This is a genomic window from Aneurinibacillus danicus (genome assembly GCF_007991215.1).
GTDB lineage: Bacteria > Bacillota > Bacilli > Aneurinibacillales > Aneurinibacillaceae > Aneurinibacillus > Aneurinibacillus danicus.
Genome location: NZ_BJXX01000069.1, coordinates 1 through 23,294, shown reverse-complemented (window position 1 = coordinate 23,294; position 23,294 = coordinate 1). Strand labels below are relative to the sequence as shown.

24 protein-coding genes and 2 pseudogenes are annotated in these 23,294 nt (G+C 50.5%); 1 reads left to right on the top strand and 25 read right to left on the bottom strand.

All coding sequences use genetic code 11. The features are described from left to right. Positions 1–50 precede the first annotated feature (50 nt). From ADA01nite_RS08575 to ADA01nite_RS08525, 12 genes and pseudogenes are all read right to left on the bottom strand, one after another. Complete coding sequence (locus ADA01nite_RS08575) at positions 51–656, bottom strand: DUF1405 domain-containing protein (RefSeq protein ID WP_146809538.1); 606 nt, start codon at positions 654–656, stop codon at positions 51–53. 71 nt (positions 657–727) lie between these two features. Continuing rightward, a pseudogene (locus ADA01nite_RS23035) lies at positions 728–937 on the bottom strand (c-type cytochrome); the annotation flags it as partial. A 129-nt stretch (positions 938–1,066) separates the two neighbouring features. Beyond that, positions 1,067–1,840 (bottom strand): annotated as a pseudogene (locus tag ADA01nite_RS08570) (c-type cytochrome); the annotation flags it as partial. 36 nt (positions 1,841–1,876) lie between these two features. Beyond that, positions 1,877–2,548 carry a menaquinol-cytochrome c reductase cytochrome b subunit gene (gene qcrB, locus ADA01nite_RS08565; protein ID WP_146809537.1) on the bottom strand — a complete coding sequence of 224 codons (672 nt, stop codon included), beginning with the start codon at positions 2,546–2,548 and terminating at the stop codon, positions 1,877–1,879. A gap of 6 nt (positions 2,549–2,554) precedes the next feature. Then, entirely contained in the window at positions 2,555–3,079 is a 525-nt protein-coding gene (locus ADA01nite_RS08560; RefSeq protein ID WP_146809536.1) for a ubiquinol-cytochrome c reductase iron-sulfur subunit, read from the bottom strand. Between the two features lie 183 nt (positions 3,080–3,262). Beyond that, positions 3,263–3,724, bottom strand: coding sequence for a DUF2487 family protein (locus ADA01nite_RS08555; protein ID WP_146809535.1), 462 nt, complete (start codon positions 3,722–3,724; stop codon positions 3,263–3,265). A gap of 94 nt (positions 3,725–3,818) precedes the next feature. Then, positions 3,819–4,022 (bottom strand): IDEAL domain-containing protein, encoded by a 204-nt coding sequence (locus tag ADA01nite_RS08550; protein ID WP_146809534.1) that lies wholly within the window; start codon positions 4,020–4,022, stop codon positions 3,819–3,821. Between the two features lie 206 nt (positions 4,023–4,228). Next, positions 4,229–5,326 (bottom strand): hypothetical protein, encoded by a 1,098-nt coding sequence (locus ADA01nite_RS08545; protein WP_146809533.1) that lies wholly within the window; start codon positions 5,324–5,326, stop codon positions 4,229–4,231. Between the two features lie 229 nt (positions 5,327–5,555). Next, positions 5,556–6,638 carry a tetratricopeptide repeat protein gene (locus ADA01nite_RS08540; RefSeq protein WP_146809532.1) on the bottom strand — a complete coding sequence of 361 codons (1,083 nt, stop codon included), beginning with the start codon at positions 6,636–6,638 and terminating at the stop codon, positions 5,556–5,558. A 62-nt stretch (positions 6,639–6,700) separates the two neighbouring features. Then, positions 6,701–7,330 carry an anti-sigma factor family protein gene (locus ADA01nite_RS08535; RefSeq protein ID WP_146809531.1) on the bottom strand — a complete coding sequence of 210 codons (630 nt, stop codon included), beginning with the start codon at positions 7,328–7,330 and terminating at the stop codon, positions 6,701–6,703. 3 nt (positions 7,331–7,333) lie between these two features. After that, positions 7,334–7,924 (bottom strand): RNA polymerase sigma factor, encoded by a 591-nt coding sequence (locus ADA01nite_RS08530; protein ID WP_146809580.1) that lies wholly within the window; start codon positions 7,922–7,924, stop codon positions 7,334–7,336. A 74-nt stretch (positions 7,925–7,998) separates the two neighbouring features. Then, positions 7,999–9,033: a hypothetical protein gene (locus tag ADA01nite_RS08525; protein ID WP_146809530.1), complete on the bottom strand. Its 1,035-nt coding sequence runs from the start codon at positions 9,031–9,033 to the stop codon at positions 7,999–8,001. Between the two features lie 175 nt (positions 9,034–9,208). On the opposite strand from ADA01nite_RS08525, the gene ADA01nite_RS08520 reads away from it, so the two are divergent. Next, on the top strand, positions 9,209–9,391 hold the full coding sequence (locus tag ADA01nite_RS08520) for an aspartyl-phosphate phosphatase Spo0E family protein (protein ID WP_146809529.1): 183 nt from the start codon (positions 9,209–9,211) through the stop codon (positions 9,389–9,391). Positions 9,392–9,683: 292 nt separating this feature from the next. Here the strand turns inward: ADA01nite_RS08520 and aroA are convergent, their stop codons facing one another. The 13 genes from aroA to ADA01nite_RS08455 form a co-directional block, all read right to left on the bottom strand. Next, positions 9,684–10,967, bottom strand: coding sequence for a 3-phosphoshikimate 1-carboxyvinyltransferase (aroA, locus tag ADA01nite_RS08515; RefSeq protein ID WP_146809528.1), 1,284 nt, complete (start codon positions 10,965–10,967; stop codon positions 9,684–9,686). 14 nt (positions 10,968–10,981) lie between these two features. Next, positions 10,982–12,079, bottom strand: a complete 1,098-nt coding sequence (locus ADA01nite_RS08510) for a prephenate dehydrogenase (RefSeq protein ID WP_146809527.1) — start codon at positions 12,077–12,079, stop codon at positions 10,982–10,984. A gap of 52 nt (positions 12,080–12,131) precedes the next feature. Then, positions 12,132–13,211, bottom strand: a complete 1,080-nt coding sequence (hisC, locus tag ADA01nite_RS08505; protein ID WP_146809526.1) for a histidinol-phosphate transaminase — start codon at positions 13,209–13,211, stop codon at positions 12,132–12,134. A gap of 36 nt (positions 13,212–13,247) precedes the next feature. After that, positions 13,248–14,069 carry a tryptophan synthase subunit alpha gene (trpA, locus tag ADA01nite_RS08500; RefSeq protein WP_146809525.1) on the bottom strand — a complete coding sequence of 274 codons (822 nt, stop codon included), beginning with the start codon at positions 14,067–14,069 and terminating at the stop codon, positions 13,248–13,250. Then, entirely contained in the window at positions 14,066–15,271 is a 1,206-nt protein-coding gene (trpB, locus tag ADA01nite_RS08495) for a tryptophan synthase subunit beta (RefSeq protein ID WP_146809524.1), read from the bottom strand. The genes trpA and trpB overlap by 4 nt, the downstream gene beginning before the upstream one ends. Then, positions 15,249–15,923, bottom strand: a complete 675-nt coding sequence (locus ADA01nite_RS08490) for a phosphoribosylanthranilate isomerase (RefSeq protein WP_146809523.1) — start codon at positions 15,921–15,923, stop codon at positions 15,249–15,251. The genes trpB and ADA01nite_RS08490 overlap by 23 nt, the downstream gene beginning before the upstream one ends. After that, a complete protein-coding gene (trpC, locus tag ADA01nite_RS08485; RefSeq protein ID WP_146809522.1) occupies positions 15,920–16,732 on the bottom strand; it encodes an indole-3-glycerol phosphate synthase TrpC in 813 nt (270 codons plus the stop codon). The genes ADA01nite_RS08490 and trpC overlap by 4 nt, the downstream gene beginning before the upstream one ends. Next, entirely contained in the window at positions 16,722–17,747 is a 1,026-nt protein-coding gene (gene trpD / locus ADA01nite_RS08480; RefSeq protein ID WP_146809521.1) for an anthranilate phosphoribosyltransferase, read from the bottom strand. The genes trpC and trpD overlap by 11 nt, the downstream gene beginning before the upstream one ends. Further along, on the bottom strand, positions 17,740–19,260 hold the full coding sequence (trpE, locus tag ADA01nite_RS08475; RefSeq protein ID WP_146809520.1) for an anthranilate synthase component I: 1,521 nt from the start codon (positions 19,258–19,260) through the stop codon (positions 17,740–17,742). The genes trpD and trpE overlap by 8 nt, the downstream gene beginning before the upstream one ends. A gap of 243 nt (positions 19,261–19,503) precedes the next feature. Next, positions 19,504–19,878 (bottom strand): chorismate mutase, encoded by a 375-nt coding sequence (gene aroH / locus ADA01nite_RS08470; RefSeq protein ID WP_146809519.1) that lies wholly within the window; start codon positions 19,876–19,878, stop codon positions 19,504–19,506. Next, positions 19,878–20,978 (bottom strand): 3-dehydroquinate synthase, encoded by a 1,101-nt coding sequence (gene aroB, locus ADA01nite_RS08465; protein WP_146809518.1) that lies wholly within the window; start codon positions 20,976–20,978, stop codon positions 19,878–19,880. The genes aroH and aroB overlap by 1 nt, the downstream gene beginning before the upstream one ends. Positions 20,979–20,981: 3 nt before the next feature. Further along, a complete protein-coding gene (gene aroC / locus ADA01nite_RS08460) occupies positions 20,982–22,142 on the bottom strand; it encodes a chorismate synthase (RefSeq protein WP_146809517.1) in 1,161 nt (386 codons plus the stop codon). A gap of 244 nt (positions 22,143–22,386) precedes the next feature. After that, entirely contained in the window at positions 22,387–23,163 is a 777-nt protein-coding gene (locus ADA01nite_RS08455; RefSeq protein WP_146809516.1) for a CheR family methyltransferase, read from the bottom strand. Positions 23,164–23,294: the final 131 nt, after the last annotated feature.

Sequence of the window (23,294 nt, the reverse complement as noted above, 5' to 3'; positions counted from 1 at the left end):
CGTCCTCCTCCTCTTACCACATATGTATGAAGAAGAGGACAAGGATATGTTTATGATCTTTTTCTTCTCCGAAAGAACCGGACAAGAGCATAGATAAGCCATAAGCTGAATAAGCTTAACCCCAGCGTTGCCCATCCTACAATGTGATCATAGGGCTCCAGCTCGTCCGCCAACCACGGATGAATGTCCAGTGTATAATCCAGTAAATCGCCCAGCAGCGTCCAGGCTGCCACATAAAAAATGTGACGCAGCTGCAATGTGTAGAAGCGCGCATACAACAGGGACTCCAACGCCATGCCGCCATGTGAGAACATTAGCATATAGTGCTGCCAATTCAACTCATCTCCCACAGCCGCTCCCGCCAGAATTACCGCAACTGCCCATACCCCATACTTAAAGTTCGTAACCGCCGCAAACGCCTCCAGTGCAGGTACACTGCGTCCGACAAGCAGTGTAATCAATACCAGTGTAAAGAGCGTACTCGCGGTCGGACTATCCGGCACGAAAACACGTAAAAAAGCAGGTGAAGTCATTTCTAGCTGGTAGGCATACCAGACAAATCCGTACACGGACCCCAATCCGTTAATAATAATCATCGTCCAGAGAAACCACGGGGCACGCAGGGAAGCGATAAACCAGCTCCATAATGTTGTCATACCGTATTCATCCTTTTTTCCATGATTTTCACAGAAAAAGCCAGACGTTCATCCGTCTGGCTTTTCACTCATTACTTCACCGTTTTCAAATACTCGATCATCGAGCTCATTTGCTGATCGGACCAGGACGCACCCAGCGGAGGCATCCCACCGCGTCCGTTCTTCAGAACATCCGCTACTCCCTCCGGCTTCAGCTTATCAACAACGCCAGCCAGACTCGGGCCCGTGCCGCCCTTCAAATCCTGGCCATGGCAAGCCATACATTGATTTGCCATCGTCTTGCCTTCTTCAGCCGTTCCCCCGGTTGGAGCCGCTGCGCTTTCGCCGCCTTTATTCGCGTCTCCGCCTTCCGGCTTCTTCTCCTCAGCAGGAGCAGCAGCACCGCCAGCCGCTGTACCTTTGCCGTCGCCTTTCAGGCTGGCAAGATATTTAACAAGCTGGTCAAGCTCTTCCGGAGAGCCATTGAACATGCCCTTCGGCATTGCGCCGCGTCCGTTCATGATAACTTCATGAATTTGTTTTTCATCAAGACGGCTTCCCACGTTCCACAATGCAGGCCCGCTTCCGCCTTCCATATTCGCACCATGACATCCCTGACAGCTTGCCTGCTTCGTCCAGATTGCATCCGGTTTGAAATCAGCCGGCGGTTTGGCCGCCGCTTCGCCACCAGCGCCTGCAGCCGGTTTCGGATGCAGACGGTTGTGTTCATCAATCGCAGCCCACGTAAGATAGAAGATACTTACGAGTGCGAGAAGCATAAGACCTGTCGCTACCGGACGTTTCGACGGCTTGCGCTCCGGTGACGTATCCAGCCATGGAGCCAAGAGCAGCGCGCCAAACGCGATACCCGGCACAACCACTACCCCGAATACAACCCACTGGCCGGATTGCCACGGATATTTCAGCAATTGGTACAAGAACAAGAAATACCAGTCTGGAAGCGGTATATACGATGCGTTGTTCGGGTCCGCTTTCGCTTCCAGCGGCGATGGATGGCTGATAGTAAGAATAAGGAAAGCGATTAAGACAACCGCGGCAACCATCCATTCTTTCAATAAGAAATTCGGCCAAAACGCTTCGGATTTGCCCGGAAATTCTGAATAAGACGGAGCGATGTTCGGCATTCGTTTCGCGGGTACGCGCGAGTCGCCGACATACTCTATCGTCTTGTCATGCTTAGCCATTGAATTACCCCCCTTGTCAATGGATCGAACTCCATCTTATAGCGGTCCAGAGATTCCCTGTCTCCGAATCATAATAAAGTGTGCGCCCAGAAGACCAAGCAGCGCGCCAGGCAGGAAGAATACGTGGATTGCAAAGAAACGTGCGAGCGTTTCGGCCCCGACAATCGGTCCACCCTGAAGCAGCGTTTTAATAAAGCCGCCGATCAGCGGAACTTGCTCCGCAATTTGAATGCCTACCTTCGTAGCGAAGTATGCTTTGTTGTCCCATGGAAGCAGATACCCTGTGAAGCCCAGTCCAAGCATGACGAAGAAAATTAACATCCCAACAACCCAGTTCAATTCACGCGGACGCTTATAGGCTCCTTGGAAGAACACCCGTAATGTATGTAAGAACATCATTACGATTACCAGACTCGCACCCCAATGGTGCATACCCCGAACGATAACCCCAAAAGCCACTTCGTTCTGTAAGTATTTCACGGATTCATACGCGTTAATAATGTCCGGAACATAATACATGGTCAGGAACATACCGGACAAAATCTGAATAACGGTAATAAAGAAAGTAAGTCCACCAAAACAGTAAACAAACGCCGAAAAATGGTGGGCCGGGTTTACGTGTTCGGGCACTTCATGGTCCGCAATGTCACGCCACATCGGGGTAACATTCAGACGCTCATCGACCCAATCGTACATTTTGCGGATCATGTTACACTATGCCCCCTCTGCAATCTTGTTTGGCTTAACCTCACCGAGCAGTACTTTACCGTCTTTAATTTCGACCTCGTACTGATCAAGCGGCTTCATTGGCGGTGTACCCGGAACATTCTTTCCATTCTTCTCGTAGCGTCCCAAGTGACAGGGACAGAAGAATTCGTTTTTGTGCTTTTCATCCCCATTCCAGTTCACCGTACAGCCCAAATGCTTGCAGATTGGTGAAAGCGCAATCACTTCATCGCCCTGCTTGTACACCCAAGCTGTTAAAGGAGTTTCCTGTTCGCCGGTCCACACATCTTTAATCTTCTTTTTGAAGCTGATGCTTTTCGGCTCTTCAGTAATCTCGCTTAAGCTCGCTACGGGAACTTTGTCACCGGCTGCATCTGCTTTCTGCAGGGCCGGATCGATTGCGAACCTAACCATCGGCGCTAACATCCCAGCTGCCAAAAACCCGCCGACTCCAGTAAGACAATAGTTGAGGAATTGCCTTCTGGATACCCCTTTGTTGTTACGTTCACTCATGCTCTCTAACCTCCTATCCTTATGATAACGTCCGCACGGACAGAAGCATTACTACACATCTTTACTAGGACATAACCATCATAATGGAAGGGTTATATACTGTCAAGAATTTGCAACGTAGGAAACACTGTAGTTTCCTGTGCCTTTCTTCTTATTGTTATATATTTTGTCACAATTTATCCTTTAATTATTCTGCCAGAGTGCAATGCAGCGCTTTACAATGCGGTTGCTTTCGCTCAAAGCTTTTTCGAGGAAAGCCTTCGTATCCGCTTTCTCTTCCGGCGGATCAGAAACAAGGTAGGTTTCGATTCCCCTTTTTGTAAGTTCTATAGACACAGTGTTATCATTCGTAACTACTATACAATGAGTGAAGCGCCGTGAAAGCGCCTGGATATTTTGTTGGATAAACATATAAGAAATTTCTTCATCCGCTTCCTTTGTAAGCGCTACACATAAGGGTTGGAATAAAAATAAACGGCCCGTCAACTGTCTTTCCGCATAGCCGCATACTCTCTCCAGCCAGAATTGATTTTTAATCCAGCTCTCGTCCCATTCTTCTCCAGATACGCATACGGGATACAGGAGCGTATCCACATATTCCTGCATCGCAATGATCTGTTCCATGTCCTCCGCTTTCCAGCGCATATTTCTTCCCTCTTTCCTTTTACTATTCAGGTTCTCAAAAAGCAAAAAACCCGGAATTTCCGGGTTTTAGCTTACCATATCTTTTTTCGTTGCGCTACTTGACCGCTTTCGTTCCGAGCACTTCTTTAAGCTCGCTAGTCAATGTCTTGAATCTGCTCTTGTCACCTGCTTCTAACGCTTCATCAATATGCTTATAAAGATTTTCAATTCGATATTTACGGATGGCTTCATCTAAAATCATTTCGGCCATAAGGCTAAGTGTCGAAGGATTTACAATGTTTTGCTTTTGCTTTTCCATTTGTTTTCCCTCCATTCGATAGTACCGCTTTGCTTCTTTTTTGTATGCATGCTTGATTAACGAGCGGCCTATGTGACCAACTGCATAGTTGTTTAAATATTCAGAATTAACTATCTTTAATGTTATCTCACTCCTTGAGCCGGAAGAGAATCAGTTTCTATTACTTCATCATATTCTCGTCCGTGGGATGTGTGATGTGTCCTTAACTATTTACAATGTTGTGTCCTATTTAATAAAGATTTACCCCAGTTTGTTACCAGATAAACAGGGGAATCTGCGGTAACCATTCCGCGGCTTAGGATTCCCAGATATACCATCATGGATAGTAGACGGCGGCGAACCACCTCTTCTTCAGTGTCATAATAAAAAGGACACACCCAATTTTGCAGCGCATGAACAAGGCTTTCTTCATCAAGCCATTCCGGTTCACAGATAGAGACAATGAACATCCACAGACTTTCAATTGCAGGGATCGCTTTTTTGTAAGATAGCAGCCAAAACGTTACGAGACTGTTCGCTCTTTCTTCTTTCTCCCACTCTTGCGCCAATGCCTGCCTCATTCCTTCTTCCGTCAGCGTTAGCCCTTCTGCCCTTTCCCTTAACCATTGCTGATGATACGTATAGTCATACAACAGCGCAAGACGGTCCGGATAATTCCGGAATCTTCGTCCGTATCCAAAACGCCACTCTTTGCCATCGACCGGGTTCTCACGCACGGCCATCAAATCCATCAGTTTCTGCTGCTGCCTGCGGTACATAACTCCTTCTTTGGACAACGGTACGCGATTCGTCTGCACAAAACGAAGCAATTGCTGTACATCATGTGCCATAACATACGTGTCGTCGCGGTATAAATCGGGCTTCGTATAATTACCATATGCAGCATCACGCACTTCTTTAACAAAAATATCCCGCCACCGCCGCTGCAAATCGCTCGGGATCGCATACACGGTTGAATGGGGCTTCTGCATGCGGAACAGCCACCCGCACTTAAGCACTCGCTCTACCAATCGCTCGTGTTCATCATGCTGTATATCTTCTTTAAACGATTTTCTCGCCCGGCTCAACAGCGCTTCACGCGAATATTCCTTTCGCGCCTCGAATATCAAAGAAAGCAAGAACCGCTTCTCTTCCCATGTCAGCTTCTCCTGCATCTCCCGGCAAAAGGGAAGGGAAGTCAAACGATTATGCAGATTTTGTATCAGGTCGTGTTTTGAATGGAGATTGCACGTAAGCCCGCAAGAGGTGGCGAGTTGACGCAATTGTCGGATATCGGCGTATACAAGCGTATCAGCAAGATTCACGCGAATTGCCCCTTTCTTAGGCGATACTGTTACCTGTCAGTATTGACCGAAAGAAAAGTAACGTATACTTAAGAGCTAGAAAAAAGTATAGAAGGAGAAGGGAAAATATCAAGGGCGAAAAGGCGACTGGCTTTTTTTCATCAAGTCGAACCTCTAACTTCCCCGCTTCCGATTCTAAAAAACCACAGGCACCTGAATTCCAGGTACCTGTGGCTTATTCGCTTACTATTCAATGCCGCATTAAATTTTGGTAACGCTGCTGGGCGTCGGCCACTACTTCGCCTCCGTCCAACGCCTGCTCGTAGTAAGCGAGAGCATCTTCCGTCTCCCCTCTCGCTTCCGCAAGCCGACCCTGCCAGTACCAATATATCGGGTCATCTTCGTCCAGATTTCGCAGCCGCGCAATTCCTGCTTCAGCTTCTTTCCATTTACCAAGCTCAATGCAAAAGCCAAGGTAGCCGTGCAGGAGCTTTTCTTCTTCAATATGCAGCGACAACGCCCGCTGGTAGATTACCAGGGCCTGCTCATGCATATCTAACTTCCATAATGCTTCAGCGAGCAGCGGATAGGCGGCTATGTAATCCGCATCCGCTTCGATAAGGCGCGCCAAATGGCGTACAGCCCGCTGCCAATCGCCGATTTGATAGGCAGTCATGCCTGCCCCGTATAAGGCTTCCGTATCGCTATCATCTTCTCCAAGCTTCTCATACAATGTAAGAGCGGCTTCGAAATCTCCCTGCCGGGCCGCCAGACGGGCGCGTTCATGCAAGATCGGCGCTTCTTCTTCAAATCCTTCGATCATCTGCCATTTCTCCATTGCACGCTCGCTCTCCCCCTGTTCCGCATACAGTTTGCCCAGCAAATACTGAATTTCTTCATTATTCGGTTCCATTTCGATGGCCTGCTCGAAATAGCGAATCGCCACCTCTTCAAGTCCTTCAATAAGAAACAGCTCTCCCAGCAGCGCATAGACGCGGTAATCGTCCGTTCCAGTTTCTTTGATAGTAAGCAGCGTGTCCATCGCTTCCTGCAATCTATCCAAATCAATATAAAGCGAAGCCCGGTATACGTTCATCTCCTGCTGTATCTCATTGCCCCATTCCTTCTGGTCCTTCTCCATCTCCTCTAAAATGTCAAGCGCCGCATCATGATGTCCTAACTCGTGATAAATATTGACAAGCTGTAATCCAAGCACCGGATCATCCGTTTGGTGTTTCCGAACGGATGCAAGCGTCTCCAGGCCCCCTTGGATATCTCCTGCTTCCAATAAAGCGATGGCTCTGTCCAACTGCGTTTGCCATTGTTGCTTCATGAAAAAACCTCCCTGTTGCTGTTCACCCTCCGGCAAAAAGAAAAACCGTCCGGAACGAACGGTCAGCCTGCATGTTTCTTTAAGCGTGAAAGCCAACTCATACTAACCACACTAATCAGTATACCAAACAATGCCGAGAGCAAGCCATAGTGAACACGCGACGGCTGCTCCGGCGGCAAACTGTATGAAATGGGGTTCCTGGCGCTGGCAACAATGCCATATTGAGTTGTTCGAATATTATTCGCATCATTCGGCGAAAAACGCAGCGCTTCCGCCGAGACGACGATATCAGTAGCCGTATCGGCCGGTGTCGGGTTCATGACTTCATTCAACTGCCTGCCTAACATAAAAATAGGCAAAAAACAGGCAAACAGCAGGGCAACCGCCAGACCGGTAATCCAGCGTCGCATGGGCTGCGGAATTTCGCGCGCTCGTTCCGGAGCAGGGGCAGCCCATTTATTCTCTTCAAGAATTCGATTCATCACTCTATCAGAAACCGTCAAATGCTCATACCTCGCAGGCAAGACGGGTGAATGAAGAAGAGCCTGCTGGGTCGAATCTATGTAAAATGCATGCTCTTCCTGACAGGCTTCACAGTCCTCAAGGTGCTTTTCCACTTCTTCCTCCACTGTTAAAGGCAGCTTGCCTTCCGTATAGTCTGCAAGCAGCCGCTGAACTGTCTTACAGTCCATCGGTTACCCCATTCCTTCCGCTTCATCGAACGAAGCATCAAGCATATACGGTTCAAGCTGCTGTTTAATGCTGTGGCGAGCACGGAATAAAAGCGACTTTACGGAACTGACCGTCGAATCGAGAATAACAGCAATTTCTTTATAATCAAGCTGTTCATATTCCCGCAGGACAAGGGCGGTGCGCTGTTTTTCTGGAAGCTTGTTAATCGCCTGGCGTACAAGATGAACTCGTTCGATGCGCAGCAGTTCCTGCTCCGGCAGCCTATCAACAGAAATGCGTGCCGGTTGCTGCTTGCTATCTTCGAGATAAACTTCCGAGTTCCGGCTCTTTCGTAATTCGCTCAGCACGGTATTGCGGGCAATGGTATAAAGCCAGGTGGAGAAAGATGCTTCCGCATCCCGGAACGACTGGAGACTGCGGAACGCTTTATAGAACGTTTCCTGTGCTAAATCCTCCGCCATATCTTCCATATGGTAGCTTTTGAGCATGTGCAGAATAAAAGCAAGAATCCTTCGTTCGTATCGGTTGATTAATTCTGCATAACACTCTACCCGCCCGTCTTTAATTTCGCGAATTAACTGAGAATCAGTGATTAACATCCGTTACCCCCTCGTTGACTCCTGCTCTCTTCCGCGCCGGGCGTTTCTGTCTTATTACAGCCAGACATTCAGAGAGCTGTATTACATGTATTTGCATCTTTTTCTGTAAAAAGTAAGTATTTGTTTCTTCTTCCTTTTGTATAGACGAAGGAAGGGGTCCAAAAAGTTGCAGGGTTTCCAAAAAAATTTTTAGGGATAAGAAAAAAGTCGGCTTCCGAGCCCGCTACAAGCGCACCTTTCTGCGGATAAGCGCCAAACAGCCTCGCCGGCAAGCGGGAGCCAACCTCTACCATGCGGCGCAGCATCCGCTCATCTATCCCGGACGATGGAAAATTTGCAGCGGATAGTGCAAGCTCTCCAAATTGCTTTCTATCATAGACCACCGGGCAGTCCCTATTAACTTCCCATGTGATATACGCACCGTATGGGCTTTTATTATTGCAAACGACCTTTACAATCTCCGGGTGTTCATCCAATATAAGTGGTATTCCACGATATTCCAGCATGGAAACAACCTGCGGCAGATTATCCGTAAGCCACCGCTTTCTCTCTCGCAGCGTGCATTCTCGCGCAAATGACAGTTTAACGGAGAGCCGATAGCGGGAGAAGCCCATTAAAAGCAGCGACCAAAACGATGCGGAAAGCGAATTTTCCGGAAGTAAAATCATCTCCATCATAGGAATACGGTGGGTAAGCACGGCGCGGATTACCGTTTCATTCACCGAACGATATGGCACACGCAGACGCACCCGATGCGTAAGACGACTGTTATGATGCATGGCCAATTCATAGCCAAGAACCGTTCGCCAGGCCGACGTATGGAGCATGGTCAGATCGTCCACATACGCGGTATAACCGTTTTTGAACCATTGCTCCTGTATCGTTTTAAATTCCGATAGGCTTGTCCTGTTGCTGCCAAGCGAAGTGCCGAAACGAAAAAAACCCGGCAGCATATAATAATCGCTCCCGTCTATCTCTTTTATCGGTCCTTTTTTGGGGATATGTTCATGGATATAATGAATTATTTCTTCCTTAATCCAAACGTCAGCTACAAAACAGCGTTCCGGGTTAACCAGGGTCGCGCCCCGCACAATCACTTCCATCCTATCGCCCTCCTTTTTACATGCATATGTGAGGTCGAAAAAAACATGCGCAGAAAAATAATATGTTAAAATTTGTCGATTAATTAGGTCTTTTCTGGAATTCTTTAGCGTACTACAATGGAACATGTAGATGCGGAATATGACTGGTCATGTGATCGGATAAGGAGGAGTGGCTGTGGAAGAGACAAGATTAATTCAATTAATCACAGAAAAAAGGCGTTCAATGCACTCTCTTTATATACAGGCCAACAAGAATCTGCGCGATGAGAAAGTGCTTGCGGCAAGCAAGGAAGTCGACCATTTGATTAACACGATTATGAAGCAGCGGATGTCAACACGCGATAAAGTTCACTGTTAAAAAACGATGAACCCGGAATGATTCAAGTCATTTCCGGGTTCGCTTCGCTTTTATCGTAGATTGAAAGATTTTTTGATGGAAAAGAGTAAGAAAAACTCGCGGGCGTTTTTCCTCGCTTACACTTTCCTATATTCCTATACAAAAAAAAGCCGCCCCGGCACGTTACGCGAAGCGGTATGGAAAATTCCCATATATGGATAGGAGTGGAGAGAAACCATACTATGAATTTCATTATATAGTCTCTCTATGAAAAGTCAATATTTTATTCAGACTTATTTTATTTTTTAACGATTTATTCGCTAATTTGTCGTAAGGTTGTAAAAAACCCTGGAAACGAGACGTTTATCGAATCTGCGTTTTGTATTATCGTTTCACCGGAAGCCGCCAAACCTGCTATAGCCGCCGCCATACCGATACGATGGTCTCCATGGCTGTCGCACACGGCACCGCGAAGCGGCGTCCTGCCGTAGACAATCATCCCATCCTCAGTCGGCTCAATGCGAGCGCCCATCTTGCTGAGTTCCGCCACTATCGTATCAATTCGATTGGTTTCCTTTACCTTTAGCTCTGCCGCATCTTTAATAACGGTTGTGCCCTCCGCCTGTGTAGCAAGAACCGCAATAACGGGAATTTCATCGATCAGGCGCGGGATGATCGCTCCGCCAATTTCGATGCCCTTGAGCGGGGCATATTTCACTTCGATATCGGCTACAGGTTCGCCATTTACTTCCCGCTCGTTATCAAGCGTCAAATCGGCGCCCATCTCTCTTAATACATCGATAATGCCGGAGCGGGTGGGATTTACGCCCACATTCCGCACGACAATATGACTTCCCGGAATGATCACTGCTGCGACCAGTGGAAATGCCGCCGAGGAAATATCGCCCGGTACCTGGATGTGGCCTGGAGATTGCAGAGACTGCCCACCGCGCACGCGTACGCCTCCGTTGAAAGACTCGACATCTACGCCGAATGAGCGCAGCATCCGCTCCGTATGATCGCGCGATACCTCCGGCTCATACACCGTCGTCTCTCCTTCCGCCGCAAGACCGGCGAGCAGTACGGCAGACTTGACCTGTGCACTGCTGACCGGCGATCGGTATTCGATGCCTGTAAGCTTACCGCCGCGCACCGAGAGCGGAGTATATTCTCCGTTGTTCCGTCCTGCGATATCTGCGCCCATCCGGCGCAGCGGACCTGTTACCCGCTTCATCGGTCTTCTTGCAATCGACTCGTCGCCAATCAGTACGCTGTGAAACGGCTGAGTCGAAAGAATGCCCATCATCAACCGAATCGTGGTACCGGAGTTGCCAATATCGAGAATCTCAGACGGCTCCGTCAGGCCATACCATCCTTTGCCCTCTACCCGTACCCGGTCTCCTTCCTGCTCAATCGTGATTCCGAGCTTGCGGAAGCAGGAGATTGTACTCAAACAATCAGCACCCGGAAGGAATCCTTCGATCGTAGTCGTCCCTTCGGCGAGCGCGCTGAACATTACGGCACGGTGTGAAATCGATTTATCACCGGGGACCGTAATGTCTCCCCGCACTTGCTTTATCCCTTGAATCGTCGTCATTTTATAAGCACCTCCTACTCACGCTCGTATACGCCGTAGCCTTTTTCTTGCAGAACACGGCTCGCCTGTTCCATATCTTCGTGACTGCGGAATGAAATGCGCAGGACGCCGAGAATATCTTCGCGCGTCTCCAATATGCTAATGTTCGTAATGCTAATATTTTCCTGACCCAAAAGAGTCGTAATACGACCAATAACCCCTGGCTCGTCCGGAATGTCCACATAGAGGTCAAAGTACGGCTGCAAGGCGCCTTTCTTCTTCTCCGGCAATCCGTCACGGAAAGCACGAGCCTCTGCGAAGAATCGCTCGATACCTTTTCCGTCCGCTTTTTCAATCAGCTCGGAGATTTGATCTAGTATCTGTTTCCAATCTTCCGCCAGCTTCTTCATTACCGGGCGGTTGTTCAGCAGGATATCGCGCCACATACCCGGGTTGCTGGATGCGATACGCGTAATATCGCGGAATCCGCCTGCAGCCAGACAGCGGTACCAATCCATCTCGTCATTATAAGAAGCCACCTGGTTCACCAGCGCGGAGGCAATAATATGCGGAAAATGGCTAATCGCTCCCACGACTTCGTCATGCTTCTGTGCATCCATTATTACGACTTTGGCATGGGTCGGTGCAAGCAGTATTTTCAAACGCTCTACTATTTCATTCGGCGTACCTTCAGGTGGCGTCAGCACGTAATACGCATTTTCAAACAGACGGTCGTGCGAGGCCTCTACCCCCGATTTATGCGAACCTGCCATCGGGTGTCCGCCGATGAAATACACGCCTCGTTGTGCAAATCCGTACGCATGTTCCATTACCGATACTTTTGTGCTGCCGGTATCAGAAATGACTGCGCCCTCCTTTAACGGCGTGTAACGCAAAAACGAAATCAACTCCTGCAGTTTGCCTACAGGAGCACATAAAAAGATGAAATCAGCCTGCGCCACGGCTTCGGCGAGATGAGTCGTTCCTCTATCGATTACGCCGAGTGAGCACGCCATGCGCAGATTGTCTTCCACCACATCAAATCCGGTAATATGTACATCTTCGTTTTTCTTTAGTGAAAGGGCCAGCGAACCGCCGATAAGCCCCACTCCTAGAATCGCAATCTCAGTCATACCTCTGCCTTCTCCTCCACTCTACCAAAAAGACCGCAGACCCGCGAAGGATTTATCCTCTCGTGGGAGTCAGTACAGACTTCAGTGCAGCCAGCATTTTTTCGTTCTGATCCTTGCTTCCGATCGTTACGCGAATCGCTTCCGGGAACGCGCGGATGATAACGCCCTGCTTGAGCATTTCCTGAAAAATCTCTCTTGGATCACGTTCGGGCATTATATACACGAAATTTGTTTCGGAACGGTAGTACGGTACGCCGAGTGCGTCCAATTCCGTATACACTTGCTCCAGGCCTTCGGCATTGGCCGCTTTGCACTGCGCGACGAATTCCTGATCCGAGAGCGCGGCCAGCGCGGCTTTCTGTGCGAGATGGTTTACGTTGAACGGCTCACGTACACGGTTCAGCTTGTCAACAATCTCTTCTGCAGCCACTCCATAGCCGACACGCAACGCCGCAATACCATAAATCTTCGAGAACGTGCGCAGTACGATCATATTGTTATATTTTTCGAGGAGATTAAGCGATTTTGGAAACGCCTCATTTTTTACGTAATCTATGTATGCCTCGTCCAGCACAACAAGTACGTGCGTCGGCACTCGTTCAAGGAAGCGGACCAGCTCGTCCTCGGCAATCATCTTCCCTGTAGGATTGTTCGGGTTACACACCCAGACAACGCGCGTTTGCTCATTGATATGTGCCAGCATAGCATCCAAATCGTGAGAACCGTCTATGCACGGCACTTCAATCACTTCCGCCCCTTCAATGGTGGCGTTTGTTTTGTAAACGGAGAACGTCGGCGTCGCCATTACCGTATTCGTTCCCGCTTCCAGATAGGCGCGTGCGATGAGCATTACAATCTCATCGGACCCGTTTCCGAAAATCAGTTTCTGCTCTTTCACACCCAGGAACGAGGCCAGCGAACCGCGCAGTTCCAGACAAGCGCCGTCCGGATAAATCTGCAACTGGTCAAGCTCGGCTACAATCGCCTCTTTTACTTTCTTTGAGCAACCAAACGGATTCTCGTTGGATGCCAGCTTTATAACTTCAGTCAATCCTAACTCCCGTTTTACATCTTCAATTGGCTTGCCCGGCTCGTATACAGGCAGGTCGACAATCCGGGTTTTTGGAATCATGCTCTCACCTCATGTTTGTTTTCACTTTTTCATCCATCATACCCTAGATCGCAACTGTTGTACAAATCTTTTTACTATACGAAAACCTTCCTCTTTCGCCTCTTCTTTCGTAAGCATCGGCTCTGCCTCGCGAATCTTCTCGAGCAAAGCGCTCCCGACGATAAATCCATCGCTGTACGGGGCAACCATCTGTGCCTGTTCGGCACTCGAAATACCGAAGCCTACCGCCACAGGGACGGAAGCGTGCTGACGCACACGGGCAAGGAAGCGGGTGACTCCTTCATCAAGCGCATCCCTGGCGCCGGTTACGCCAAGCGAAGATACGCAGTACAGGAACCCTTTTGCCCGTGAAGCAATCATTTCGACACGCTGTTCAGAAGTTGGGGCAACAAGCTGAATCAACGGACGCGAGAAGTTTTCCGCCAGCGTTTCGATGTCTCCGGCTTCTTCCACCGGTAAATCCGGGATAAGAATGCCGTCTATACCGGATGCCTCCATCTCTTTAAACAACCGTTCCGGACCATACTGTAATACCGGATTGATATACGTAAACAGCACCAGCGGAACAGTAAGGCCCGACCTGCGCATATCCGCTGCTATCTCCAGTGTGCGACGGATCGTAACGCCGTGTGATAGCGCCTGTGCCGAGGCATGTTGAATCGTTGGGCCGTCTGCCAGCGGGTCGGAGTACGGTACGCCCAGCTCAATGACTGCCGCGCCTTCTTCCTGCATCGCAAGTGCGATATCTACCGTTAATTCGGGAGCCGGATACCCCGCTGTAATAAATGGAATGAATGCCTGCTCGCCCTCTGCAAACGCCGCCGCAATACGCTCGGCTCCTGTTTTTATACTACTCATGCCTGCTTCTCCCCTTCCCGTTCGTAAATCTGCGTTACATCCTTATCGCCACGGCCGGACAGGCAGACGACGATAATATCGTCCGATGTGAGCGTCGGTGCAAGCTTAATCGTCTCGGCAATTGCGTGTGCACTTTCCAATGCGGGAATAATTCCCTCTTCGCGGCAGAGCAGACGCAGCGCGTCCAACGCTTCCTCATCCGTTATTGCGTGATAGGTGGCACGACCGCTGTCATGCAGATACGCATGCTCCGGTCCTACACCCGGGTAGTCTAGACCGGCTGAGACGGAATGTGGTTCGATAATCTGTCCGAACTCATCCTGCAACAAATACGTCATTGTTCCATGAATAACACCTTGGCTGCCTTTCGTAATGGTAGCCGCATGTTTGTCCGTATCTATGCCGTGTCCCGCCGCTTCTACGCCGATAAGCGAAACGGTCGTATCCTGAAGGAACGGATAGAAAATGCCCATTGCGTTGCTGCCGCCGCCTACGCACGCCACGACATAGTCCGGCAGACGATTCTCAAATTCGAGAATTTGCGCCCGCGCCTCATCGCCGATAATGCGCTGAAAATCACGGACCATTTTGGGATACGGGTGCGGCCCGACTACAGATCCGATCATATAAAACGTCGTATCCACTTTGCTTACCCAGAAACGGATCGCTTCGCTGGTCGCGTCTTTCAATGTACGCGTACCCGAATACACCGGAACGACCTCCGCCCCCAGCAGTTCCATCCGAAATACGTTGAGCTTCTGGCGTTTCATATCTTCTTCACCCATAAACACTTTACACTTGAGCCCCAGGCGTGCGGCAACGGTTGCCGCCGCCACGCCGTGCTGGCCTGCGCCGGTTTCGGCAATGATTTCTTTTTTGCCCATGCGTTTTGCCAGCAGCCCTTGAGCCAGCGCATTGTTGATTTTATGGGCGCCGGTATGATTCAAGTCCTCCCGCTTTAAATAAATGCGAGCGCCGCCCAGCTTCTCCGTCAACCGCTCCGCAAAATACAGCGGGGTGGGGCGTCCGGAATACTGCCGCAGCAAATCGGCTAACTCCTCTTGAAACGCCCTGTCCTGCAGCGCATCTTCATACGCTGCCTCCAGTTCATCCAGGGCATTCACCAGCGTTTCCGGCACATACCTGCCACCAAACGATCCGAATCTTCCTTTGCTCTGCTTACTCAACTGCGCTCTGCTCATACTCTCTCATCCTCTCGATAATTCTTCGTATTTTCTCGATATCTTTGCGTCCGTTTGTTTCTACGCCGCTTGAAATATCGATACCATCCGGGCGATGTCGTTCTAGTAAATCAAGCATATTGTCCGCACCAATTCCTCCTGCCACCAGCAGCGGAATGCCGTGTGTACGGCTCCATGCAAGGTATGGGGCAATCCGCTTCCAGTCAAATGTTTTTCCGGTACCGCCGTATCTGTCTCCCACCGCCGTATCCAACAGCATATAGTCCATGCTTCCGACGTAGGCGGAAAGCTCCGCTTGCGGCCGGTCCGTCTCGTTCTCCCGAATGCTGAACGTTTTGGTCACCGCACAGCCGAACCGATTGCGTACCTGTTCACAAAACGCAGGCGTTTCTTCGCCGTGCAGCTGTACGATATGGAGTGGAGCCGCCTCAAATACTGCCTCAATGTCTTTAAGGGAGGGATTTACGAATACACCTGCCGCTTTTACCTTATCCGGTATAAGATAGGAAAGGCGCTTCCATTGCTCCGGCTCGATCTGTCGTCGGCTTTCGGCAAATACAAAACCGAGCTGGTCGGCCATGAGTTCTTCAGCGTTCATCTCCACCAGCGTTTCCGTATCGGTAATGCCGCAAATTTTCAGCAGCGGCTTCATGAACGTGCCTCCTCCGTACTGCGTATCGGCCCTACCAAATCGTATACGGCACTCTCGATTTCTGCCTGGCGCATAAAGTGCTCACCCACCAGCACGCCGTCGATGTTCGCTTCGGCCAACTGTGCGATTTGCTCTGGTGAATGAATACCGCTTTCGCTGATCGTAACAAACGAATCCGGAAGCTGTTCCAACAGAGTGAACGTCGTGGCAAGAGAGGTCTGAAAAGTTTTTAAATCCCGGTTATTAATGCCCAGCAGGTCGGGTTCAATTGTATCCAATACCGTATCCAATTCTTCCGCCGTGTGCACTTCTACCAGCGTTTCCAATCCAAGCGAGCGCGCTTCATTCGCCAGTGTGTACAGCTGTTCGCGGTCAAGGATAGCTGCGATGAGCAAGACGACGTCCGCCCCATACGCCCGTGCTTCATATAGCTGCAGCGGATCAATCATGAAATCTTTGCGCAGAAGCGGAATCGGCTTCGTAAGCGTCTGTTTAATCTGCCGCAAAAAGTCCAGACTGCCCTGGAAGAACACCTCGTCCGTCAGCACGGATATCCCTTCCGCACCGGCCTCTTCATATGCATGCGCAATGGCAAGCGGATCGAATGGCTCCCGAATCAATCCGCGTGACGGCGATGCTTTTTTTACCTCGGCAATGACGCCGACTTTGCGCCTCCTCTGCAAAAATCTCTGCTTAAGCGAGAGACAGGCAGGCAGGTCTGCAATCTGTTTTTCTAAATCCGCAATTGAAGTGCGTTCATACAATTGCTCAACTTCCCGACGCTTCTGCTCTACGATTTTAGAAAGCATGACTGACACCTCCCGTTACTTGAATCAGCTGCGCTAGTTTGTGCTTTGCCCGTCCCGTGTCCAGCAGTTCCTCTACTAAACGGACACCTTCCGCGATGGAGCCGACCTGTTCGCTCAGATAGAACGCGGCGGCTGCATTCAATACGACAACATCACGGTATGCGCCCGGCTCTCCGTCCAGTATACGGCGGATAATTCCCGCATTTTCCCGCGCATCCCCGCCTGCTATGTCAGTCAGCGGGTGGGAAGACAGGCCGAACATTTCCGGATGGATCGTATACGAAGAAATTGCGCCATGATCCACTTCCACAATGTATGTCGGCTCGCTGACACTGATTTCGTCCAAGCCGTCCGCACCGGCCACGACAAGCGCACGTTTGACGCCCATCTCGTTCAACACATCCGCTATCTTCAGTCCGAGATTTCTATCATAAATGCCCAGCAATTGCCGATCGGCACGGGCAGGATTGGTAAGCGGACCCAGCAGGTTAAATACGGTACGGAAGCCGAGCTGGCGGCGCGGTTCGACCGCATGCTTCATCGCCTGATGATACTGTGGGGCGAACAGGAAGCAGAGATTCGTCTCTTCGAGGCAGCGCTCTGCCGCTTCCGGAGTCGTCGTAATGGTCACACCGAGCGCTTCCAATACATCCGCGCTGCCGCTCTTGCTTGATACGGCCCGGTTGCCGTGCTTGGCGACGCGGACGCCGCCCGCCGCCGCAACAAGTGCTGCCGCCGTAGAAATATTGAATGAAATGCCGCCGTCACCGCCCGTACCGCATGTATCCAACAACCCTTCACCATCCGTATTCAGGCGGACCGCTTTCTCGCGCATCGTCTCCGCAAACCCGACGATTTCGTCCACCGTCTCGCCTTTCATGCGCAGTGCCGTCAAAAATCCGGCAATCTGCATCGGCTGTGCCTCGCCTTCCATAATCAGCCGCATTGCGTTACGCGCTTCTTCCCGTGTCAGCGACTCTCCCTCTGCAACTTGCCTGAGCAATTGTTTAAACATAGGTTCTCATCTCCTCTACGCTCGCCATTTTCTCAGCTAAGCTCAACGCGTGCAGCATAGCCCGCGCCTTGTTTCTTGACTCTTCATATTCATCCTCCGGCACAGAGTCGGCCACAATGCCGCCTCCCGCCTGTACGTACGCTTTTCCGTTTCGGAATACAATGGTCCGAATGACAATGCATGAATCCAGATTGCCGCCAAAACTGAAATAACCAACGGCACCTCCGTAAAAACCGCGTGCCTCTCCTTCCAGCTCTGCGATAATCTCCATCGCCCGGATTTTCGGTGAGCCGGATAACGTTCCAGCCGGGAAGCAGGAAGTAAGCGCATCAAACGGCTCTTTTCCTTCAGCCAGCGTACCGCGGACATGCGAGACCATGTGCATCACCCGCGAATAATATTCGATTTCCATTTGCTGCGTCACTTCCACGCTTCCGAAACGGGCAACCCTCCCAATGTCGTTACGCCCCAAATCGAGCAGCATCAAATGCTCGGCGCATTCTTTTTCGTCGGACAGCAGATCGGCCGCAAGCACCGCGTCTTCCGCCTCATCCGCACCCCGGCGACGCGTTCCGGCAATCGGCCGCGTTTCCGCTTCTCCGTCAGTGACCTTAACCAGCAACTCAGGCGACGTTCCGGCGACCGTTACACCGTCAATTTCGAAATAATACATATAGGGCGAAGGATTGGTTAGACGAAGAATGCGGTAGACAAGCAGCGGATCCGCTGTATATTCAACGGCAAACCGCTGGGAGAGCACTACCTGGAAAATATCCCCCGCTGCTATGTATTCCTTAGCCCGGTTCACCTTATGCATATACGCTTCTTTCGTCATATTGCTTGTTACGGTAAGTTCCTTGCCTTCCATGGGAATGTTGTCGATGCGGGCAAACGCCCGTGTCTCTGATTCGGCAATCTCACGCACCAGCTCGCGAATCCGGCCGCACGCCTTCTCGTACAGCGCGGATAACTCTTCGTCCGTCATATTCTCGTGTACCTGCATATTGGCAATCACTTTTACTTCCTGTTTCACATGGTCATATGCGATAACTTCGTCCACGAACAGCAGATGCATCGTATCAAGTTGCAGTTCATCATGCTCAGCCCGGGGAAGCTCTTCAATGAATCTCACCGTCTCATACCCAAGCAGTCCAACCGCACCGCCGGTAAACGGAGGTAAGCCCTTTATGCTGGGACTGCGGAATTGTCCAAGCTGACGGCGGAGCACATCCAGCGGGTTGCCTTCCACAAGTACGCGCTCTCCCGAACGATAGGAAAGCTCAAGACCGGATTCGACCGTTCGGCACTTAAGAAACGGCGAAAGCCCAATAAACGAATAGCGGCCGAGACGGCTTGCCCCCTCTACGCTTTCAAGCAAAAACGAATCGGGTCTGCGCAAACTTTGATACAAATGAATGGGAGTAGCCTGATCGGCCAGAAGGGAATAAGAAACGGGAATAAAATTGTGGCTTCGGGCAAACTCGCGCACCTCCGCCAATGTTGGGGTAAACATATTGGTTGTACCTCTCCTCTCATCGGGGAAGAGGGCCTAAAGAGGACGCAAAAAATCCAGGGTTAACACAGCCCTGGATTCGAAATGTCTGTTCCGTACATACTTAATCAACAGATCTTCGTCTCTTCTCAGGCTCTGCTCTTCTCAGACTCAAATCTTCTCTCTGCTCTCAACTCTAACTCAATCTATCTTGGTTATTCTCAGCATAGCGGCTTTTCATCCGGCTGTCAACCATTCCGCCCTCTACTTTACCTGCGAATTTAAATCGGGGCGCAAAACCGACGCGCCTTCTAAAAATACATGGCGGATTTCTCGGCTTGATTTCTCCGTATTGACAAGCATCATTACCCGGATGCATTTTTCAAGACTGCCCGGCACCGGAATCTCGTTCGAACACATAAGCGGAACCAGCTCGAATCCCGGAAGTGCGCGTGCTCCACGCGCCGGAAACGCCGCATCCAAATCGTGTGTTACTGTAATCATAACGCTCGCTATGTCTTCCGGGTCCACGCCATTGACTTCCACCATAGCACGTATCAATTTTTCAGTCGCTTCGAGAATAGCGGCCTCTTCGTTTACGGTAACGGTAATCGCCCCGCGGATACCACGAACTGCCATTACGACTCCCCTCCTTCTTGCAGTGCGCGAAGCACTTCACGCACCGGCTCTTCTGCCACATCTTTTCTAATCTCTACTTTGCCAATTGCAGTCGGCAGCACAAATACAAGCTTGCCGCCTTCTCCTTTTTTATCACGCCGCATTGCTTCGATAATCTCATCTGCGTTCATTGCGTGCGGCAGCATAACCGGAAGCCGATATTTCTCAAGAATATGCCGTGTACGGGCGCTGATGCCGCTTGCGATGCCCAATCTCTCTGCGAGCATGGCAGCGGCAACCATACCGATGGAGACCGCTTCGCCGTGATTCAGTGTCTCATAGCCGCACAGCGCCTCAAACGCATGGCCGAACGTATGGCCCAAATTCAAGATCGCGCGAAGACCCCGCTCTTTCTCATCTTCGGAGACCACAGCCACCTTCACACTGCAGGCACGAAGCAGCGCTTCCTGCAGCAGATCATGCTCAAAACGCTGCAGACCCTCTGCATTCTGCTCAAGCCACGTCACGAATGTCTCATCCCAGATCAATCCGTGCTTTATCACTTCGGCAAATCCTGCAGCCACTTCGCGCGGCGGCAGTGTTTTCAAAAATTCCGTATCATACGCGACCAGACGCGGTTGATGGAATGCACCGATGATGTTTTTGCCGAGCGGGTGGTTTACCGCCACTTTACCGCCCACGCTGCTGTCATGGGCCAGCAACGTCGTCGGAATCTGTACGAACGCTACGCCGCGCATATACGTAGCCGCTGCAAATCCGGCCAGGTCTCCAACCACGCCGCCGCCCAGGGCAAGAAACGCCGACTTGCGGTCCAATCCAGCTTCAAGCGCCTCGGTCATTACCCGTTCGTAGACAGCCAGGCTTTTCGCCTTCTCTCCGGCTTCCACTACACTATGGTATACCATATAACCGGCATCCTGCAGTTGACTCTTCGTTTGGTCCAAATACAGTGGAGCCACATGCTCATCGGTAACGATGAACAGCTTGCGGCCGCTGTCGATGCCCGCTTCTTCGAGCAGACGCGGCAGTTGCTCGATTACGCCAGGTCCAATCCAGATTGGATATGACCGTTCCCCCAACTCTACCGTCAACTGTTTCATCGATTAAAACTCCTCTACATGACGGTTGTATTTATCATAGTTGGCTTTCATTTCTTCCAGCGAATCGCCCGCGAATTTCTCACAGAGCGCGTCGGCCAGTGTCCAGCACACAACTGCCTCCGCCACGACGCTGGCGGCCGGCACGGCGCAGCTGTCCGAACGCTCGATGCTGGCGGCGAATGGCTCCTTCGTATCAATGTCAATGCTATTCAGCGGCTTATACAGCGTTGGGATCGGCTTCATGACGCCACGTACAACAACAGGCATTCCCGTTGTCATGCCACCTTCCAATCCGCCGGCACGATTCGTTTTGCGAGAGTAGTTCCCCTGCTCATCAAGAATAATCTCATCATGCACCTGCGACCCGGGGCGGGCAGCCGCTTCAAATCCGATGCCAATCTCCACGCCTTTGAATGCCTGAATGCTCATTATTGCCTGGGCAAGACGGCCGTCAAGCTTACGGTCCCACTGCACATGGCTGCCAAGCCCCACCGGCAGACCTTCTGCCCGCACTTCTACCACGCCGCCAAGCGAATCGCCGTCGGCTTTCGCCTTATCGATCAGGTCCATCATTCTCTTCGCGGCGTCAGCGTCCAAACAGCGTACCGGAGATTCTTCCGTAATACGAATCATTTCTTCCAGACTTACGTCTACAGGTTTCGCTTGCACCTCTCCGATGCGAAGTACATGACCTGCGACCGTAATGTCAAATTGTTCTAATAATTGACGCGCCACTGCGCCAACTGCTACGCGAATTGCAGTCTCCCGCGCGCTGGAACGCTCCAGAATGTTGCGCATGTCGCGCTGGTTGTATTTTAGCGCACCGTTTAAATCCGCATGGCCCGGACGCGGACGTGAGACGCGGCGTTTGTCTTCCCCTTCATCCACCGGCTCCGGACTCATAATCGTTTGCCAGTGCGTCCAGTCTTTGTTTTCTACCACAAGGCAAATCGGGGCACCCGTGGTCTTACCGTGACGTACGCCGGCGACAATCTTTACCTGATCCTTCTCGATTTGCATGCGGCGGCCCCGTCCATGACCTTTCATGCGGCGCAGCAACTGCTCATTAATTTTTTCAATGGAAAGAGGCAAGTTGCTGGGTACTCCTTCGATAATTGCCGTTAATTGCGGTCCATGTGACTCTCCTGCTGTGAGATAGCGCATAATCTTCCTCCACCCTTTTAATTTACGCCGGAAAACAACGATACTGTACTGCTTTTTGTATTGCCGGCGTTTCCTGCGTCTGTTTCTTTTGGTATAAAACACAGCCGTCCGGTCTCTCGGCGGCTCATTTTATTTTTTACATGCTATTATAGTATAGCTGCCGGGAAAATCCTAGACAAAATTCAGCAAAAACGCCGCGCTCGCCATACCGGAACACGCGCGGCGTGTATTTTTCATTCAGAAGCTACATTTTGCGATAAAAAAAGGTATCTTCCGGCTCAAATCCGTACTGCTGAGGCTGAAAGATTTGCTCTGTACTTCCGACGAATAGTACGCCGCCGGTACGCAAAGAGGCGGCAAACTTATGATACAAATTATGCTTTGCCTCTTCTGTAAAATAAATCATCACGTTACGGCAAATAATTAAATCATAGTTTTGATCAAACGGGTCGGCGAGCATATTGTGACGCTTAAATTTAATTAAGCGCTTGATATCATCCGAAATGCTGTACATAATACCGTCTTTTTTAAAATATTTGGCAACCAAATCTTTCGGCACATCCTGCAGTAAACGTTCAGTGTAGATGCCGCGCTTGGCCCTGGCAATTGCGCCTTCATCAATGTCCGTTGCGGTGATGTCCACTTCGTGCAGCGGTATAAAACGAGAGAGAAGCATCGCCAGCGAATACGGCTCTTCACCCGTCGAGCAAGCGGCGCTCCAGCATTTGATCTTGCTCTTTTCTTGCAGCAAACGCGGCAAAATCTTCTTCTCGAGCACTTCCCAGCGGCTCGGGTTGCGGAAAAACTCCGATACGTTTATCGTCATGCGATCCAGAAACTCGTCAAACAGTTCCTGATTCTTCGTCATCGCTTCAAAAAAGCTCTCGAATGTATGGTATCCTCTCTTTACGCGCAGCGAGGTTAGTCTGCGTTTCATCTGAGCTTCCTTATACAGTGCAAGATCGATACCGGTCTTGCGTTTTACTTTATCAATAAACTGCAAAAAGTCTCTGTCTTCCATTGTCCTATCTATCCCCTTCTACTCCTCACAAACATTACTAGGATAGTATTCGCGACCTGCGCTTTTTTTCCTTCATTATTTCTGTGAAAACCACCATGGCGTCTCAGCCGCAACCCCGACATGAAAATCAT